The following is a 16,474-nucleotide window of genomic DNA, read 5'->3' on the forward strand; positions in this document are numbered from 1 at the left end:
TCAATTACTAACTTTCTGAATGTGTTGTATTTGCGATCGCCAATCTTCTCCTACCTGTATAGTAATATCTGATCCGAGAATTCCTGTACTTTCCACCAACACTTCTCCCACACCTAATTGAGCCCGCAGGGCGATCGCATTTACATCATCTCCGCCTTGGGCAATAATGCGAGTATTCCTCAGTGTTTCCCCCCAATTTTGCACTACATATACTCTTTGATAGCCTGCTCTTTTTAGTTGTAAAATCATCGCATTAACTACTTCTGGATCTCCTGTACTGTCTTGAATAGCTACTTTGAGGTTTTCTGGTGTAGTCACATCTAGATTGGAATATCCGGTTTGAAAATTTTCTGCCATAATCTTAGCGGTTTTTTCCAAATCAGGTAACCAGTAACTAATTTCTGTTCTCCCATTGCCGTTAAAGTCACCGGGGAGCATTAACATTTCTACGTTAACTTTATTCGTATTAGCCGCAAAACGAGTCAAAGCTACTAATTCTTCTACAGTCAGATTAGTATCTATATGAGATTGAATAATCTTGTAAATTTCTGGTGATTTAAATAAGGTATCGGGGTTAATTGCCTTATCTACTACTGCACGCATGAGCATTTGTTGTCTTTGTACTCTGCCTATATCTCCGTAGTTGTCGTAGCGAAATCTCAGAAATTGTAACGCCTCATCTCCATTGAGATGTTGTTTCCCTTTTTTCAGATTAATATATAAATGCTGACTATGGTCTGTATATTTCATATCTTTGGGAACATAGACAGTTACACCCCCGAGGGTATCAATTAACTTTTCTACTCCTTGGACATTGATTCTAATATAACCATTGATGGCAATGCCTCCTAATAAATCGCTAATGGTTTGGGCAGCTAAGGCGGGTCCTCCTTCTTCATTAGCGGCATTAATTTTCGCTATTCCGTAACCTGGGATATGAGTTTTAGTATCCCGAGGAATAGATAAGATAGTTAATTTATGATTATCTGGATTAAATCTTATCAGGAGAATTGAGTCAGACACTCCATCAAAGGAATTCACCAAGGCATGGTAACCCAAGTCTTTTATTTGATCTTGATCTTGTTCTTTTAAGTCAGAGGTTAAAACTTTTACCCCTAAGACCATGATATTAATTGGACTACTCAATTTAGCATCTAGAGAAACCTTGGATTCTTGTTCAAACAATTGTTCTTCTTCTGGGGTTAGTTGTGTTTTTTGCCAGGGTTTGTAGTCATGATATGAGACTGCCAGAATTGCTCCTGCGGTAGCTGAAATCAAGGCTACTCCACTTAGTAATGTACTAATCAGTAGCCATTTACCTAGGTTTTTTTTTCTTTTACTTTTAGTTTTTCGCCCTCTAAAAAAAAACAAATTATGCACCTCTTCCTCACACCTATAATTTTTCAACAGACTTATACTTCTATAATAAAGTCTGTTAATATTTTAGGTTTTTATCTTACTCTTCTTCGTATAAAATGTCTTCAAAACAAGCATAACCTATCTCTTCCCTTTGCTCTGGAATTAGTTGTTGATATTCCTCAAAGCTATACTTAGATTGAAATTCATCAATAGTACAATCACATAACACTTGAGCATCTTCCGGTAATAATCCTTCAGCGATCGCCAGTTCTCTACATTCTACAAAATACTCCTCTAGAAAATCTTCTGGATAAGAATGGACAGTAGTAGAATCTGGTGTTTCTGATAATACTGGAAGAGGCAGAATTATTAAATTAGCCACTAACAAAATAATCAGCATCGGTTTATCAATCATCCATTTGCCAAGGTTGAGTTATATTTCCTTCATCGATAATCTTTTTGGGACGTAAAATTACAATTACTTGACCCAATATAGGTAAAGATGGAGCTGTTTCAAACCAGCGAATTAATAATTGGTCGTTTTCGGCCACTAAAAAATAAGTATAAATATTCCATTCTGTGAAATTACGGTCTACCACTACTAAAACTGTTTCTGAGTTAGTAGAGATTGTTTGGGGTAGTAGCTCACTAGAAGCAAAAATTCCTACAGGATCTAGAGCTTTTAGAATAGCCTGCCAACCAGGTATTGGTACTACGCTGGTAGCATGAAAAATTTGAACTGAGCTAAAAGGTTCTTGTCTACTCAAAGATTGAACTTGAGTGAATTCTTGAGGAGTTAGAGGTAAACTCCCCGCTACTGGTATAATTCTTGGTATTTCTTCTTCTGCATCCAGGCGATACAGAGGTAACAAAGGAGCCTTAACTGTAGGTACAACTGTAAAGTCGCTCAAAAGTTTTTCAATTGCTTGTCTAGCGCTAGGAGAGTGAGCAAATTGTAAACCTTGAGCGATTAAACGAGAACGGTCTTGCAGGTCTTTTTTTTGGCGAGCGCGTTTCCAACATTGATAAGCAAAAACGTCTCCAGGATGAAGGGAGAATTGGTCAGGTAATTGAGACATGCGAGAGGCTTCTTGTACAGCTTTTGCCACTTCTTTGGTTTGCTCTGCATCTAGTTTTTTTGCCATAGCTAGTTCTGCTGTTTCTAGCCTTTGGGTTTGATTAAGAATGCGTAGTTCGTATAACACATCGCTACGAGGACCTATATAGTAATTAAGTACTTCTGAAGAGGCCCCGGATTTCTCAATACTATCATAAACTTGAGATGCTACTATAACTAAATTTTGTTGACTGCCTTGGAAGCCTGTTTCTTCAAAAATAGTTTTGGCAGAATAGCCAGCTTTTTGTAATTGATGACAAGCTTTACCCCACTCAACCCAGTTACCTTGTTTTTGAAGTAGCGATTGCATGATTGCTTTTGCTTCTTCTTGATTTAATTCTCCTTCTGTCATTTTTGACTTTTCCTGTAGTTTTTTCTCAATTATAAAACTTGTGCTCTCAACCAAGAAATTGGTAGATAGAGCATTTTGCGCCTAGTGGGGACAAAAGCCCTTTGGTTGAAGACATCATAGTCATTAGCTTCGATCACGTCTAAAATTCCTTGATAGAGCATTAAAGCGGACCAAACTGGCCACCGGGAGTCCCGGTTAAGGGATCTAATTCCTTTTTCAGCTTTTTGGTAGTATTCTCTAGCTCTTTGGATTTCAAACTTCATCAAAGCCCGCCAGCGATCGTCAATCACAAAGTTATTGAGATCTGCTTCAGTATAGTTAAATAACTCCAAGTCTTCTAGAGGTAGATAAATTCTTCCTCTTGCGGCATCTTCTCCCACATCTCTAAGAATATTAGTTAACTGATTGGCGACACCTAGGGCTAGAGCTTCTTCTTGGGGAATATAAATCAGTTGCTCTGATTCCCAAGGTGCATTGTAGGTATTAGATTCCACGCCTAGTACAGCATTGGACATTAATCCTACGGTGCCTGCTACACGATAACAGTATAAATATAGTTCTTCAAAACTTTGGTATCGGCTGCGGTAGAGATCCATTCTTTGCCCGGCGATCATATCCTTAAAAGGAGTAATCTCGATCTCGGGAAATCTTTTTAGGGTATCAACTAAAGCCACATCTGGATCTTCTAGAGGGTATCCTGCAAAGATTGTTTCTAGATTTTCTTCCCACTCCTTGAGAGTTTCGGGAGTCGTTAAATTAGCTTGAGGACCGTCTACTAATTCATCAGTACGCCGACACCATACATATATAGCCCAAATTGCTTGACGTTTAGCTTTAGGCATTAGCATTGTGCCTAAATAGAAGGTTTTTGAGTACTTCGCAGTTATTTGGCGACAGTATTCGTAAGCCTCAGCTACTGAGGCTAATGGTTTTTTTAGTTTGTGTTCAGGTTTAGGTAATTGCAGCATTCATCGGCAGTAGAAAGACAAAGGTTACGTAAATTCAGAAATTCCGGTGGGATTCCGTGTTGGTTTCCTGGGCACTGATTAGCCCACCTTTGAGAAAGAGTTCAGAATTTTTACTTAACTTTTACAATATTTTCCCATTAGTGAGCACTTTTTTGTCATTAGTTCCCCGAATTTTAAATCCAAGGCTGGCAAATGACCGCCCTTATCGGGTTAAGATACACCAATTTTAGTAGAGGCATCATTGATATTTTCGATATTTTCTCCCGATTGGGGATTTGCTTCTACAGGATAATCAGTGGCTATCGCCTCTGCCGTTAACTTTCCTGATAACACTGCACCTTCCATACTGCCTAGGTATTGCTGCATGGTGTAATCCCCTGCTAAATAAAAGTTAGCAATTGGTGTTTTTTGGTTTGGGCGATAAGCTTGGCGTCCTGGTGTGGCTTTGTACACGGATCTTGGTGTTTTTACCACATGGTATTTTAGCAGTTTCGCTTGCTGGTCACCGCTAAAGTGCTGAGGAAACAGCTTCCGTAACTCTACCATAGTTGCTTCTATTATTTCTGAGTCATTTTTGCTAATCCAATCTTTAGCTGGTGCTAGAACTAGTTCTAACATTGAGCGGTTTGGATCTGCATATTCTTTACAGGTGTTACTCATATCTGCGTATACGCTGAGTAAATCTGAGCGAGAAAATAGTAGATGGTCTATATCTGTTAGTTTCCTGTCAAACCACAGATGTAAGTTTATTACTGGTACTCCTGCTAATCCTTCTAGTTTTTCAAAGGTTTCTATTCCTCTCCAGGCTTCTGGTATCATCACTTTTAGGGGGTCTACTGGCATCGCTGATACGTAAGCATCTGCTTTAAATACTTCGTCTGGTTCTCCATTTAATCCCCTTAATAAAAATCCTTTTACTGTTTTATCTTCATTTATCATAATTTCTTTGAGAGGAGCGTTTAATCTTACTTCTCCTCCTCTCTCTCTGATGTATTCTACTAAAGGATTACATAGTCTTTCTGTGGGAGACCCATCTAAAAATGCCATTTTTGAGCCGCTTTTCTCTTGTAAAAAGCGATTAAGGGCCGTTAATAAAATGGTTGCTGATATTTCGTTGGGGTTAATGAAGTTTAGCGCTTTGGACATGGCTATGAATACTTCTTTTTCTACTCTTGGAGGAATGTTTTGTTTTTCCATCCATTCTGACCAAGAGTATTTGTCCATTGCTTCTACATATTTTTGTCCCCTCAGCATGGCTGGTATTAAACCTATGCCAAATCTTATTTTTTCTCCCCAGGTCAGTAAATCGTTATTTCTGAGTATTGCTATTACTCCGTTAATTGGTGCAGGAAGATCGGGAAAATCAAAACGCGAATAAGTTCCTGGTTTTTCCGGTTGGTTGAAGATCATTGTGTGTTCTTTCCACTGTAGCCTATCTTCTATCTGCAATTCTTTGAATAATTGCAGCATATTGGGATAAGCCCCGAAAAAGATGTGTAGTCCGGTTTCGTACCAGTCTCCATCTTCGTCTTTCCAGGCGGCTATTTTCCCTCCTAATACGTCTCTTCTTTCTAGGACAATCGGTGTATGTCCTTTGTCTACTAGATATTTAGCACAAGATAGTCCCGCTAGGCCGGCTCCGGCGATCGCAACTCGCATTATTTTTTATCTTTATTTTGGTTAACTTTTTTTTCATTATACTTTGCATTTCGTTACATTTCTGAGAATTTACTAAAATTCTGCAATATTTATCTTATTTACTTTTCTCATTTTTTGGTGTTACTATTCTTCTACTTAGGGATTCTACTCTTTTTTTAGCTATTTTGTTCTCTGGTTCTATACTTAGAGTTTCCTCATATACTTCTATTGCTTGTTTTATTAGTTGTTTTTTTTCGTAAGCATTTCCTAAGTTATTTAAAGCTATTGTATATCCTGGATATAACTTGAGTGCTTCTTTATAGTTACGAATCGCTAAGTCGTATTGTTCTTGGGCAAAATAGGCGTAACCTAGAGCATTGTATACTAATGCTTGATTTTCTGGTTCTACGTTTTTTGCCTTCAGGGCTTTTTGAAATAAATTAGTTGATTGCACAAATAATTTTTTATCTAGATACAAACTCCCTAATTCATAGTATTCTTGGGGTGTTCCTGTCTGTTCTTTGAGCTTTTTTTGTAGTTGAGAAAATCTTGATTCTAAACGCCGCGTCTTAACTACTTGGTTGAGTAAGAATATAGCAATAGCTAGTAAAATAACTAACAAGACGGATAGGTAAACTACTGGAAGAGATTCGAGGGTTTCATTCATAATTATTTTTTTTTACTATAAAAAATCAGTAAACTTTATCTTAAGGGTTTTTTGAATCGTTAAATCAAATAATGAGGACACGGATGAGCGAGGAGACCTCAAAATCCTAAATTCTACATTCGCGCATTCCACCAGTAACTCTTGATACAGATGCAAGATGTAAAAATTATGGTAGTCCCCAATAGGTGGCTCTTTGACGCAACCAGCCTGAATCACGCCATCGGGCGATCGCCTGATTAACTTGGGTGCGTAGATTGCGATATTGTAAGCCTTTGGGCATAACTACCGCTAGGGGTTCTCCTGAAAGATTCTGACTCACCAAGTGATAGTCGGGATATTCTTGTACCCAACCTGTTAGGGTGCTTTGGTCGGCAGCAAATGCCTCTACTTGTTCTGATTCTAACAGTTGATATGCTTCTAGATAGGAATCTACACCCACTAGGTTGGCTTGGGGTAATTGAGATTTAATTACTGGGATGGTGGTAGATTCGTTAAGTACAGCAATTTTTTTAGTGACTAAATCCCTTGTTTGTTTGATTTGTTGATTTTTACTAATAATTCCTGTTCCATCTAGGTAGTAGTAGGGACTAAAATCCACTAGCTGCGATCGCGCGTTATTCACTGTCATTTTGGCAATAGCTAAGTCAGCAACTCCATTCATCACCACATCTAAACGTTCTTGATTACTTACTGGTAATAATTTTACCTTTGATTCGCTGCCTAATAATTCCTTTGCTAATCTTTTAGCTATGTCTATTTCTAATCCTTGTAATTCTCCCTCACTATCTAAAAACCCTAGGGGAGGAGAATTATTTTTTACTGCTATAGTTAGTACTTCTTTGTTTTGTAAATCTACTGTTTGAGCATTTATTTGATATTTATGGTTAAATAACCATAAGGTTGTAAAAACAGTCAAACAGAAAATAATAATTAATTTAAATAAACGGTGTGTTCTTGAATGTAACATAAAAATCAGGTTGGTGAGTGTCAAAAAAAGCTTAACTCAGATCTTCCATCTTTACCAAATGTTAGGATATAACAAAATAAAGTATGAAAGTGTAAATGACAAGTCCAAGAATAGAATTTTTTGTAGGTATTGCCGAAGAACTAAGTAATGTGAGCCTGAGACAGGGAAAGGATACAGGGAACCGTACTGTATTAATGACATTTGATAATCTCAAGGCATTAGAAAGATTTAACAGTTTTACCCAAAGATATCAGGGGTCTCTACGCTTAATTGATTCAGAGGGGGAAATTAGTGTATCTCCATCATCTCTTAAAATTATCTATGCAGGAGATGAAGGGGATGATTTACAGAAAGTTGAATGTGGTTTTGAAATAGATTCAGATAATCATTGGGAAAGATTCATGCGCTTTATGGAAAGATACGCTCAAGCCAATGGTATGGGCTATAGTGATAAAAAAAATGACCAAAAATAAATAACTAAAAAATGAAAGTAGCAATAACTGGTGGAACAGGATTTGTAGGAACTCGTTTAGTTAAAAAACTACAGGATCAGGGAGATGAAATTATCGTTTTCACTCGTAATCAGATGCGAGGTGAAAAAATTTTCCCTAGTTCTGCTTTTCCCAATGTAGAGATTGTTCCATACAACTCATCAACTTATCAAGGTGAAGGCTTAGATACTTGTGAAGCTGTGGTAAATCTAGCAGGAGAATCTATATCTGAACGTTGGACACCAGAATATAAACAAGCAATTCTCTCTTCTCGTCAATCGGTAACTAAAAATATAGTAGAAGCTATTAGTAAGGTTAATCCTCGACCCTCAGTGTTAATAAGTGCTTCAGCGATTGGCTATTATGGAACTAGTGAAACAGCAACTTTTGATGAGAGTAGTCCCTCCGGTAATGACTTTTTAGCTGAAGTTTGCCAAATATGGGAAGCAGAGGCGGAAAAAGTTAAAGAGTATGGTGTGAGGCTAGTAATTCTAAGATTAGGAATTGTTCTGGGTAATGGTGGTGCTTTAGGTAAAATGATTAACCCCTTTAAGATGTTTGCTGGAGGACCAATTGGTAGTGGTAATCAGTGGTTTTCTTGGATTCATATTGATGATTTAGTAAATTTAATGATTGAAGCTATCAAAAACCCAGAATTTCAGGGAGTTTATAATGCCACTTCCCCCAATCCCGTGAGGATGAATCAACTCTGTCAGAGTTTGGGGGAAACGATGGGTCGTCCTTCTTGGTTACCAGTCCCAGCGATCGCTCTAGAGTTACTCCTCGGCGAAGGGGCTCAAGTAGTTTTAGAAGGACAACAAGTACTACCAAAACAGACTCAAAGTACGGTTTTTAAGTATCAGTATCCCGAGATTAAACCAGCTTTACAAGAAATTATTCGCAGAATTTAACTAAAAGACCTCCAAACGGCCACTAGTACTCCCTGTACTTCTACTTGTTCGGCATTAACTTGAATTGGTTTGTATCTGGGATTAGATGCCTTAAGAGTAATTTGGTCCTCTTCTTGATAAAAATGTTTGAGTGTAGTTCCATGTCCTTGGACTCTGGCGGCTACTATTTCACCATTTTTTAAATTTTCATTGGAAGATAGGCCACGCATAATTACTAAATCACCTTCAGCAATTAAGTCTTGAATCATGCTGTCACCCACTACCCTCAAGGCATAGTGATTAGGTTTTTGGTAGATACTGTTTAAATCAAGGTTTTCTTGAACATCGGTAAATGGTTCAACTACCCCTCCTGCTGCTATTTCTCCTAAAATAGGCATTCCTTGATTATTGGGGCTATTTTGAGATTTAATAATCCTGATGGTTCTAGCTTTTCCTTGTGTCCAATCTATATATCCTTTGTTGCGTAAACGTTCCAAACGACTTTGAATTGGTGCGGGTGATTTTAATCCCATTGCCTGCATCATCTGTCTGATTGATGGTGCATATTTTGTTTCATCTATATACCTAACTAGGTAGTCGTATAGTTCTTTTTGTGCTTTTGTTAGACTTTCCATGGTTTTGTTGATCTAATTTTGTTTAATTAGAACATTAGTACTACCTTTTTATCATCATATTTACAGGCATTTGTCAAAAGAAAAGCTAAATTAAAATAAAAATGGAAATTGGCTTGCACATTTTTAAATAGATAAGTTATACTTAAAAAGTCATAGCGGGGTAGAGCAGTCTGGTAGCTCGTCGGGCTCATAACCCGAAGGTCGGTGGTTCAAATCCGCCTCCCGCCATTTAACAAAAGTATCAATTAAAGAATTTAGTAGTTGTTATTGGGTTAAAAGTATCATAGTTTTACTAGGGAAAGTGTAACTGTAAATGCAATTTATCCAATAATGTCGAGAGAACCAGGTTTTTTAACTGAGTTACCATACAAATAAGATAACATTAACCTGTCAAGCTTATTATTAACTCTTAAACTCTAATTCAATGACTAAGGTTTCTCTGTTGGAAGATAGGCCACGCATAATTACTAAATCACCTTCAGCAATTAAGTCTTGAATCATGCTGTCACCCACTACCCTCAAGGCATAGTGATTAGGTTTTTGGTAGATACTGTTTAAATCAAGGTTTTCTTGAACATCGGTAAATGGTTCAACTACCCCTCCTGCTGCTATTTCTCCTAAAATAGGCATTCCTTGATTATTGGGGCTATTTTGAGATTTAATAATCCTGATGGTTCTAGCTTTTCCTTGTGTCCAATCTATATATCCTTTGTTGCGTAAACGTTCCAAACGACTTTGAATTGGTGCGGGTGATTTTAATCCCATTGCCTGCATCATCTGTCTGATTGATGGTGCATATTTTGTTTCATCTATATACCTAACTAGGTAGTCGTATAGTTCTTTTTGTGCTTTTGTTAGACTTTCCATGGTTTTGTTGATCTAATTTTGTTTAATTAGAACATTAGTACTACCTTTTTATCATCATATTTACAGGCATTTGTCAAAAGAAAAGCTAAATTAAAATAAAAATGGAAATTGGCTTGCACATTTTTAAATAGATAAGTTATACTTAAAAAGTCATAGCGGGGTAGAGCAGTCTGGTAGCTCGTCGGGCTCATAACCCGAAGGTCGGTGGTTCAAATCCGCAACCCGCCATTATACAAAAATTACTTAAATTACAGCAATTAAGTGCGACCTCATAATCATAATTATGAGGTTATTGGCTTTTGGAATACTAAATAGTGTTGTTGGGGTAAAAACTCCTCTGTCTCTACCCATTGTAAACCCACTGAACCCATTTCTTTTTTCACTTGGGCTTCGGTCATCTTGTGTAAAGCTTTAATAGGAATCAAAGGATTTTCCCCTCGATATTCTACTAAAACCACTCTACCTCCAGGTTTAAGGGCAGTAAAAATTTCTGTCATAATTTCTCTAGGGTAGGCAAATTCGTGATAGGCATCCACCATCAAGGCTAAATCAATTGATGCTGCTGCTAAATTAGGAGAAGTTTCACTTCCTTTGATGGCTTCAACATTGTCTATTTGATTATCTTCAATAATAAAATTAATCAAATCAAGCATTTCTGGCTGAATATCGACGGCTAGAACTTTTCCTTGAGGTAATTTTGGGGCAATACGAAAGGTAAAATATCCTGTGCCTGCACCAATATCTGCTACTATATCATCAGGCTGAAGTTGTAAAGCGTCTACAACCTGATGAGGCTTTTCTTGATTTTCACGGCTAGGACGTTCTAACCAAAGCATTTCTTGATGTCCCATGACTTTGGCAATTTCTCTACCTAGATAAAACTTACCGATACCATCTCTACTGTGTAAAGGTCTTTGTTGGTAATAGTTTGGTAACTGTTGTGAATTAACCTTTAGAGAAGATTCATAGGTAAAAGAAGGAATCAGAAAGAAAATAAGGGCGATCGCCAAAACAACAATAGGTATAATAATTCTAGTTAATTTCATAAATTCTAGGATCTTTTAGAGTTATTTTAAACTATCCCCATCTTCTTTATTTTCTGTTTGAGAACAAAACACCCCTGCATGGTAAAAGCAGGGGGAGTCATATACAAATAACTAAACTTGTTCTAACATCAACTTAGAAGCTTTCATCGCTTCAGGGATAGCAATAGGATAATTACCTGTAAAACAAGCAGAACAGAAATTACTGCTATCTTCTCCAGTAACTTTAAGCATTCCCTCCCAACTCAAATAAGCAAGGGAATCAACCTCTAACTTATCAGTAATTTCTTGAAGAGAATGAGTTGCCGCGATTAATTGGTCTTGATTATCAGTATCAAGTCCATAGAAACAGGGGTGAGTAACTGCCGGGGAAGAAATTCTCATGTGTACCTCTTTAGCGCCTGCTTCTCGTACAGCTTTAACAATTTTACGGCTAGTGGTACCTCTAACAATAGAATCATCAATAATAATTACTCTTTTGCCGTCTAAAACATCTTTAAGAGGATTAAGTTTCATGCGAATGCCAATTTCTCTCATGTGTTGTGTTGGCTGAATAAAAGTACGGCCAACATAACGGTTTTTAATCAGTCCTTCGCCGTAAGCAATGTCAGATATTTGAGAAAACCCTATAGCGGCAGGAATACCAGAATCAGGTACACCAATCACCAAATCGGCATCTACGGGAGATTCTTTAGCTAATTCTTGGCCAAGGCGAACTCGATAGCTATAGAGAGTTTCATCATTCATCAGACTATCAGGACGAGAGAAATAAATCATTTCAAAGATACATAGCTTTTTCGCAGGTTCTTTTGCCCAATGAAAAGATGCCAACCCAGCTTCAGTAATCCAGACTAATTCTCCTGGTTCTACATCTCGTAAATATTCTGCACCAATTATGTCTAAACCGCAAGTTTCTGAGGCAATTACATAGCGATTTGGTTCTCCAGGAAGAATCCCAATTACTAGAGGGCGTATGCCGTGGGGGTCTCTAACTCCCATCACTCCTACAGGTGTGCCAATCGCCAAACTGTAAGCCCCTTCGCACTTTTGTAGGGCCACCGTCGTTGCTTCTAGCCAATCTTTTCCTGATTCTACCGCTGCCGCTATGGCGATCGCGATCATTTCTGAATCGGTTGTACTTTTAAACTCATAATTGAGCTTGCTTAGTTGAGATCTTAAATTAGAAATATTTACTAAATTACCATTGTGGGCCAAAGCTAGTTTACCTAGACGAGTATCAACGATGGCGGGTTGGGCATTAGCTACCAGACTAGATCCGGTCGTAGAATAGCGAGTATGACCGATAGCAAGATCTCCGGTTAATGTTTGTAGAATTTTTTCATTAAAGACTTGGGAGACTAAACCCATGTCTTTGTGTATATGCAGTAGATCCCCGTCAAAAGTTGCTATTCCTGCTGATTCTTGTCCTCGATGTTGTAAAGCATAGAGACCAAAATATGTTAATCTTGATACATTTTTTTCTGGTGCGTAAACACCAAAAACACCACAAGCTTCTTTGGGCTTATCTTGGGGTTGGTTAAAGTTCATGGGGTAATCAATCTCCTGGTTTTTAGGGATGGAAGGGTAATTCAATGGTCTATTCTTAATCTTTTGTTAACCGTTTCTTAATCAAATTTTAACAATACTTGTCACTTCAGACAAAGACTATACCAGCGATCATTTAATTCGCTATATGTAGTTTTTAATACAAAATTAGACTTACTCTCTTCTATTGTAAAACCATCTTCTCTAGATGTCACTTGACCTAATTGACACCAATGATTCGGTAAACTCTCCTGGAGATAAGCTTCCCAATCTGCTTGTAATTCAGGGGCCACAGACACTATAATTCTGCTGGGACCTTCTCCAAATAAATATTCATCCCAGCGTAATTTCAATGAAGGTAGAGATGATAAATCAATCATCGCCCCTAATTTTCCACTCAAACAAGACTCAGCCAAACAAACACTAATACCCCCTTCAGCACAATCATGGGCAGAATTAAGCCATTGACGAGCGATTCCTTCTCGACAAACTTGTTGTACCTTAGTTTCTAATTGAAAATCAACTGGGGGGATTTTCCCAGCTACCACCTGATGAATTTGGGCCAGATATTCAGACCCAGCTAAACTAAACTGTGTTAAATCTCCAAGAAGATAAATTAAGTCCCCAGGCTGTTTAAATCCCTGACTACAGATATGGTCAAGATTTTCCACTAACCCCACCATTCCAATTACGGGAGTTGGATAAATAGGTTTAGGTTTCCCCTCGGCGTCTAAAGTTTCATTGTAGAGAGAGACATTGCCTCCAGTTACTGGTGTGCCCAATTGGTTACAGGCGTGGGCAATTCCTTGGCAAGCTAAAGCTAGTTGCCAGTAGCCGATGGGATTTTCGGGACTACCGAAATTGAGATTATCAGTTACTGCTAAAGGTTGAGCGCCTACACAGCTTAAATTCCGTGCAGCTTCAGCTACAGCGGCTTGGGCTCCCAATTCGGGATGTAAGTACACATAACGACTATTACAATCTACAGTAGCTGCTATACCAGTCTTACAAGCCTCAGGTTTAGCTAGGCGAGGCCGAACTCTAATTATGGCGGCGTCTGCACCTCCTGGAAGGATTACTGTGTTGTTTTGTACCTGGTGGTCGTATTGACGGTAAACCCATTGTTTTGAAGCAATACTAGGACTTTCCAGTAATTGCAGGAGAATTTCTCTCCAGGTAGATTTGGTCCCAGAAATTTCAATTCCTGTGGAATCCGAGGGGGGTAAACTCTCCACAGACCATTTCCAGGCTGCTTGTGCGTAGGCAGGAGGTTCTGGGAGCAGTTCTCGATGATAGACTGGGGTATTATCAGCTAAGGCGGTGGCGGGAACTTCTGCGGCGATTTCTCCTTGATGCCAAATACGTACAATTGGTTCGGTAATTACCTCTCCTGCTACTACTGCCTGTAGTCCCCAACGGTGAAAAATCTCAATTAATTCTGTTTCCCTGCCTTTACTGGCAACAAAGAGCATTCTTTCTTGGGATTCTGACAGGAGAAATTCATAGGCACTCATACCTCTTTCTCGTACAGGAATTTTATCTAAATCAAAGTTAATTCCTACTCCTCCTTTTGCTGCCATTTCGGCTGTAGAACAGGTGATACCCGCAGCTCCCATATCTTGAGCTGCAACTACAGCTCCAGTTTTAAAGGCTTCTAAACAGGCTTCAATCAAAGACTTTTCTAAAAAGGGGTCTCCTACTTGTACTGCGGGACGGTCATCTAAAGATTGTTCACTTAATTCTGAACTAGCAAAACTAGCTCCCCCCATTCCATCTCTTCCCGTGGTTGAACCTACGTATAACACTGGGTTACCGATACCCTTAGCCCCAGATTTCACAATAGATTCTGTCTCCATCAAACCGATGGCCATGACGTTAACTAGGGGGTTACCTGTATAGGCCGCATCAAAGTATATTTCTCCTCCTACTGTTGGTACACCTGTACTATTTCCATAGTGAGAGATTCCCGCTACTACTCCATCAAAAAGACGGCGCGTACGCCCTTGTGTTAAAGGTCCAAAACGCAGAGAATTAAGTAAGGCTATAGGACGTGCCCCCATGGTAAAGATATCTCGCAGAATTCCCCCAACACCAGTAGCGGCTCCTTGGAATGGTTCTACGGCTGAGGGATGATTGTGGGATTCTATTTTAAAAGCAATGTGTAAACCTTCACCTAAGTCAACAACTCCGGCATTTTCACCAGGTCCTACTAAAATGCGATCGCCTTGAGTGGGAAATTGTCTCAGCAGAGGTTTAGAGTTTTTATAACAGCAGTGTTCTGACCACATCACTCCAAACATTCCCAATTCAGCTAGATTTGGTTCACGTCCTAGTCTTTTAATTATTTCTTGATATTCTTCGGGTTTAATGCCTAATTTGCGGCAGGCGGCGGTAATTGTAGCGGCTGATGACATAGTAATTGCTTAGTAAAATAAGTAGTCTCACAAAATTAATGTTAACTGTCAAGGTAGGTAATCAGCAATAGGCTTCTCGCTTTTTTTGCTCTCTCGACATTTTTGGGTAAATTGTATTTCTCGTTACACTTTCTTCCTTCTTCCTGTCCAGGGTCTTTTCATTCTAAAATTTTGTCTTAGCTAGAAGCTAGACACCACAAAAGTTTACGCTCTTTTTAGCTATTATTAGAAAAAAGGGGATTTATTATTAGTAAAAAATCCCCTCTCCCTGCTCAGAAGCTCCGGTGCTCCCTGCTTCTCCTCACCATTTTCTTTGTCAAGAATGAAAAGACCCTGCTTCCTGTCAGGCGTGGGCATTCACCTCAGATCTTGCATCTTTATGAGTTTTGAAGTAATGAGTTAAAGAATTAATGCGATCGCGCTTAAAAATTGGTATACCTTTGCAAAATCTTAGGCGAAAGAGAAATGAACTTTTTCTGAGGTTAATTTAGTACATGAGTACTGGTGCTTTGATATGAGGGAAAAGGAAATCTACATTACTTCTTTTAGAATGAGTATAATATTAAAAACCTATTAACAATTAATCTTATGAACTTTCAAATTATTGAAAATCTTGAATTAATGCAAATTGTAGGAAAAGAAAATATGAACTTTAATCAAATTAGAGAAGCTCTTAATAATTTAGAATTTCTCAATCAACAAACTATAGTTAAAATCACTGAGTTAAATCAAATTGAGCAACAATATAAACAAAAAACCAAAGAGATTTTAGATAAATATCAACAAATATTTAAACAAACTTTTTCTCAGGAAGATTTGCAAGAAAAACATTATTATATCTCTAAATTTGTTATAAGCATATCTTTTGTAATCAATCAAAAACAATTAAACTTACCTATTAATTATCAGGAAAATGATGCTAATAAATTTGATTCTAATTATCAAAAATTATATCAAGAGATTTTGAACTACGTCTGGGACACAGGAAGCTTAACATCCCTTCCTGTTGTATTGATGAAAAGATATGAGGAACTTTTATTACAAAAAAATCAAAAGATCAAGTATAATAATAACGAAATAGATCGTAAAATCAAAGCTCGATTAGCGGATTTAGAAAAGTTTCAGTAACAATAGAGATCAAATTTAAATAGCATTTAGTTTTAATGAATCTATTTTTCCGTTCATTTCAACCTCATTAACAGTTACCTCACATCTTCCACCAGTACTTATGTACTAAATTAACCTCAGAAAAAGTTCATTTCTCTTTAGCCTAAGATCTGGCAAAGGTATACCAATTTTTAAGCGTTGAGCATTAATTCTTTAACTCATTACTCATTACTTCAAAACTCATTACTCAACCACCACAAGTAACATTAGGTAAAGATGCAAGATCTGAGGTTACGATATTGTGATTAGCTTGTTTAAGCAAACTCACTAAAATTTTGTTTTGAGTATCTTCATCAACTCATATCTTGCACCAGAACTTATGTACTAAATTAACCTCAGAAAAAGTTCATTTCT

At 37.9% G+C, this 16,474-nt stretch carries 14 protein-coding genes, 2 tRNA genes and 1 pseudogene; 5 read left to right on the forward strand and 12 right to left on the reverse strand.

What is annotated here, in order from left to right; genetic code table 11:
* The 7 genes from MW688_RS21030 to MW688_RS21060 all read right to left on the reverse strand — a co-directional run bounded on the left by MW688_RS21030 (position 1) and on the right by MW688_RS21060 (position 7,017).
* The gene (locus MW688_RS21030; RefSeq protein ID WP_486737970.1) at positions 1–1,371 is read right to left on the reverse strand and encodes an LCP family protein; all 1,371 of its coding nucleotides are present in this window, start codon (positions 1,369–1,371) and stop codon (positions 1–3) included.
* A gap of 85 nt (positions 1,372–1,456) precedes the next feature.
* Positions 1,457–1,774, reverse strand: coding sequence for a hypothetical protein (locus MW688_RS21035; RefSeq protein ID WP_486737971.1), 318 nt, complete (start codon positions 1,772–1,774; stop codon positions 1,457–1,459).
* Positions 1,767–2,828, reverse strand: coding sequence for a RuBisCO accumulation factor 1 (locus tag MW688_RS21040; RefSeq protein WP_486737972.1), 1,062 nt, complete (start codon positions 2,826–2,828; stop codon positions 1,767–1,769). Before MW688_RS21040 ends, MW688_RS21035 begins: the two co-directional genes overlap by 8 nt.
* 29 nt (positions 2,829–2,857) lie before the next feature.
* The gene (crtB, locus tag MW688_RS21045) at positions 2,858–3,796 is read right to left on the reverse strand and encodes a 15-cis-phytoene synthase CrtB (protein WP_486737973.1); all 939 of its coding nucleotides are present in this window, start codon (positions 3,794–3,796) and stop codon (positions 2,858–2,860) included.
* A 210-nt stretch (positions 3,797–4,006) separates the two neighbouring features.
* On the reverse strand, positions 4,007–5,455 hold the full coding sequence (pds, locus tag MW688_RS21050) for a 15-cis-phytoene desaturase (RefSeq protein ID WP_486737974.1): 1,449 nt from the start codon (positions 5,453–5,455) through the stop codon (positions 4,007–4,009).
* 94 nt (positions 5,456–5,549) lie between these two features.
* Complete coding sequence (locus tag MW688_RS21055) at positions 5,550–6,101, reverse strand: tetratricopeptide repeat protein (protein ID WP_486737975.1); 552 nt, start codon at positions 6,099–6,101, stop codon at positions 5,550–5,552.
* Between the two features lie 166 nt (positions 6,102–6,267).
* On the reverse strand, positions 6,268–7,017 hold the full coding sequence (locus MW688_RS21060) for a transporter substrate-binding domain-containing protein (RefSeq protein ID WP_486737976.1): 750 nt from the start codon (positions 7,015–7,017) through the stop codon (positions 6,268–6,270).
* A gap of 146 nt (positions 7,018–7,163) precedes the next feature.
* Here MW688_RS21060 and psb28 point away from each other — a divergent pair, with 146 nt between their 5' ends.
* Both psb28 and thyD read left to right on the forward strand, forming a co-directional pair.
* The gene (gene psb28, locus MW688_RS21065; protein WP_486737977.1) at positions 7,164–7,541 is read left to right on the forward strand and encodes a photosystem II reaction center protein Psb28; all 378 of its coding nucleotides are present in this window, start codon (positions 7,164–7,166) and stop codon (positions 7,539–7,541) included.
* An 11-nt stretch (positions 7,542–7,552) separates the two neighbouring features.
* Positions 7,553–8,470, forward strand: coding sequence for a thylakoid membrane protein ThyD (gene thyD / locus MW688_RS21070; protein ID WP_486737978.1), 918 nt, complete (start codon positions 7,553–7,555; stop codon positions 8,468–8,470).
* On the opposite strand, the gene lexA (MW688_RS21075) is transcribed toward thyD, so the two are convergent.
* Entirely contained in the window at positions 8,467–9,084 is a 618-nt protein-coding gene (lexA, locus tag MW688_RS21075; protein WP_486737979.1) for a transcriptional repressor LexA, read from the reverse strand. The two genes, thyD and lexA (MW688_RS21075), sit on opposite strands and share 4 nt — an antisense overlap.
* A 154-nt stretch (positions 9,085–9,238) precedes the next feature.
* Here lexA (MW688_RS21075) and MW688_RS21080 point away from each other — a divergent pair.
* Positions 9,239–9,312 (forward strand) — tRNA-Met (locus MW688_RS21080).
* A 201-nt stretch (positions 9,313–9,513) separates the two neighbouring features.
* On the opposite strand, the pseudogene lexA (MW688_RS21085) reads toward MW688_RS21080, so the two are convergent.
* A pseudogene (lexA, locus tag MW688_RS21085) lies at positions 9,514–9,951 on the reverse strand (transcriptional repressor LexA); the annotation flags it as partial.
* Positions 9,952–10,109: 158 nt separating this feature from the next.
* Here lexA (MW688_RS21085) and MW688_RS21090 point away from each other — a divergent pair.
* Positions 10,110–10,179, forward strand: a tRNA-Met gene (locus tag MW688_RS21090).
* A gap of 53 nt (positions 10,180–10,232) precedes the next feature.
* Here MW688_RS21090 and MW688_RS21095 read toward each other — a convergent pair.
* The 3 genes from MW688_RS21095 to purL form a co-directional block, all read right to left on the reverse strand.
* Positions 10,233–10,997: a class I SAM-dependent methyltransferase gene (locus MW688_RS21095; RefSeq protein WP_486737980.1), complete on the reverse strand. Its 765-nt coding sequence runs from the start codon at positions 10,995–10,997 to the stop codon at positions 10,233–10,235.
* Between the two features lie 111 nt (positions 10,998–11,108).
* The gene (gene purF, locus MW688_RS21100) at positions 11,109–12,542 is read right to left on the reverse strand and encodes an amidophosphoribosyltransferase (protein WP_486737981.1); all 1,434 of its coding nucleotides are present in this window, start codon (positions 12,540–12,542) and stop codon (positions 11,109–11,111) included.
* 101 nt (positions 12,543–12,643) lie between these two features.
* Positions 12,644–14,953 (reverse strand): phosphoribosylformylglycinamidine synthase subunit PurL, encoded by a 2,310-nt coding sequence (gene purL, locus MW688_RS21105; protein WP_486737982.1) that lies wholly within the window; start codon positions 14,951–14,953, stop codon positions 12,644–12,646.
* A 588-nt stretch (positions 14,954–15,541) separates the two neighbouring features.
* Here purL and MW688_RS21110 point away from each other — a divergent pair.
* Entirely contained in the window at positions 15,542–16,081 is a 540-nt protein-coding gene (locus MW688_RS21110; protein WP_486737983.1) for a hypothetical protein, read from the forward strand.
* Positions 16,082–16,474 lie beyond the last annotated feature (393 nt).

The sequence above is a fragment of the Johannesbaptistia floridana genome, assembly GCF_057440575.1.

Coding starts and splice junctions, on each gene's coding strand:
- purL (WP_486737982.1), bottom strand. CDS start 14,953: ATGTCATCAGCCGCTACAATTACCGCCGCCTGCCGCAAATTAGGCATT.
- purF (WP_486737981.1), bottom strand. CDS start 12,542: ATGAACTTTAACCAACCCCAAGATAAGCCCAAAGAAGCTTGTGGTGTT.
- lexA (WP_486737979.1), bottom strand. CDS start 9,084: ATGGAAAGTCTAACAAAAGCACAAAAAGAACTATACGACTACCTAGTT.
- thyD (WP_486737978.1), top strand. CDS start 7,553: ATGAAAGTAGCAATAACTGGTGGAACAGGATTTGTAGGAACTCGTTTA.
- pds (WP_486737974.1), bottom strand. CDS start 5,455: ATGCGAGTTGCGATCGCCGGAGCCGGCCTAGCGGGACTATCTTGTGCT.
- MW688_RS21040 (WP_486737972.1), bottom strand. CDS start 2,828: ATGACAGAAGGAGAATTAAATCAAGAAGAAGCAAAAGCAATCATGCAA.
- crtB (WP_486737973.1), bottom strand. CDS start 3,796: ATGCTGCAATTACCTAAACCTGAACACAAACTAAAAAAACCATTAGCC.
- MW688_RS21110 (WP_486737983.1), top strand. CDS start 15,542: ATGAACTTTCAAATTATTGAAAATCTTGAATTAATGCAAATTGTAGGA.
- MW688_RS21055 (WP_486737975.1), bottom strand. CDS start 6,101: ATGAATGAAACCCTCGAATCTCTTCCAGTAGTTTACCTATCCGTCTTG.
- MW688_RS21095 (WP_486737980.1), bottom strand. CDS start 10,997: ATGAAATTAACTAGAATTATTATACCTATTGTTGTTTTGGCGATCGCC.
- MW688_RS21035 (WP_486737971.1), bottom strand. CDS start 1,774: ATGATTGATAAACCGATGCTGATTATTTTGTTAGTGGCTAATTTAATA.
- psb28 (WP_486737977.1), top strand. CDS start 7,164: ATGACAAGTCCAAGAATAGAATTTTTTGTAGGTATTGCCGAAGAACTA.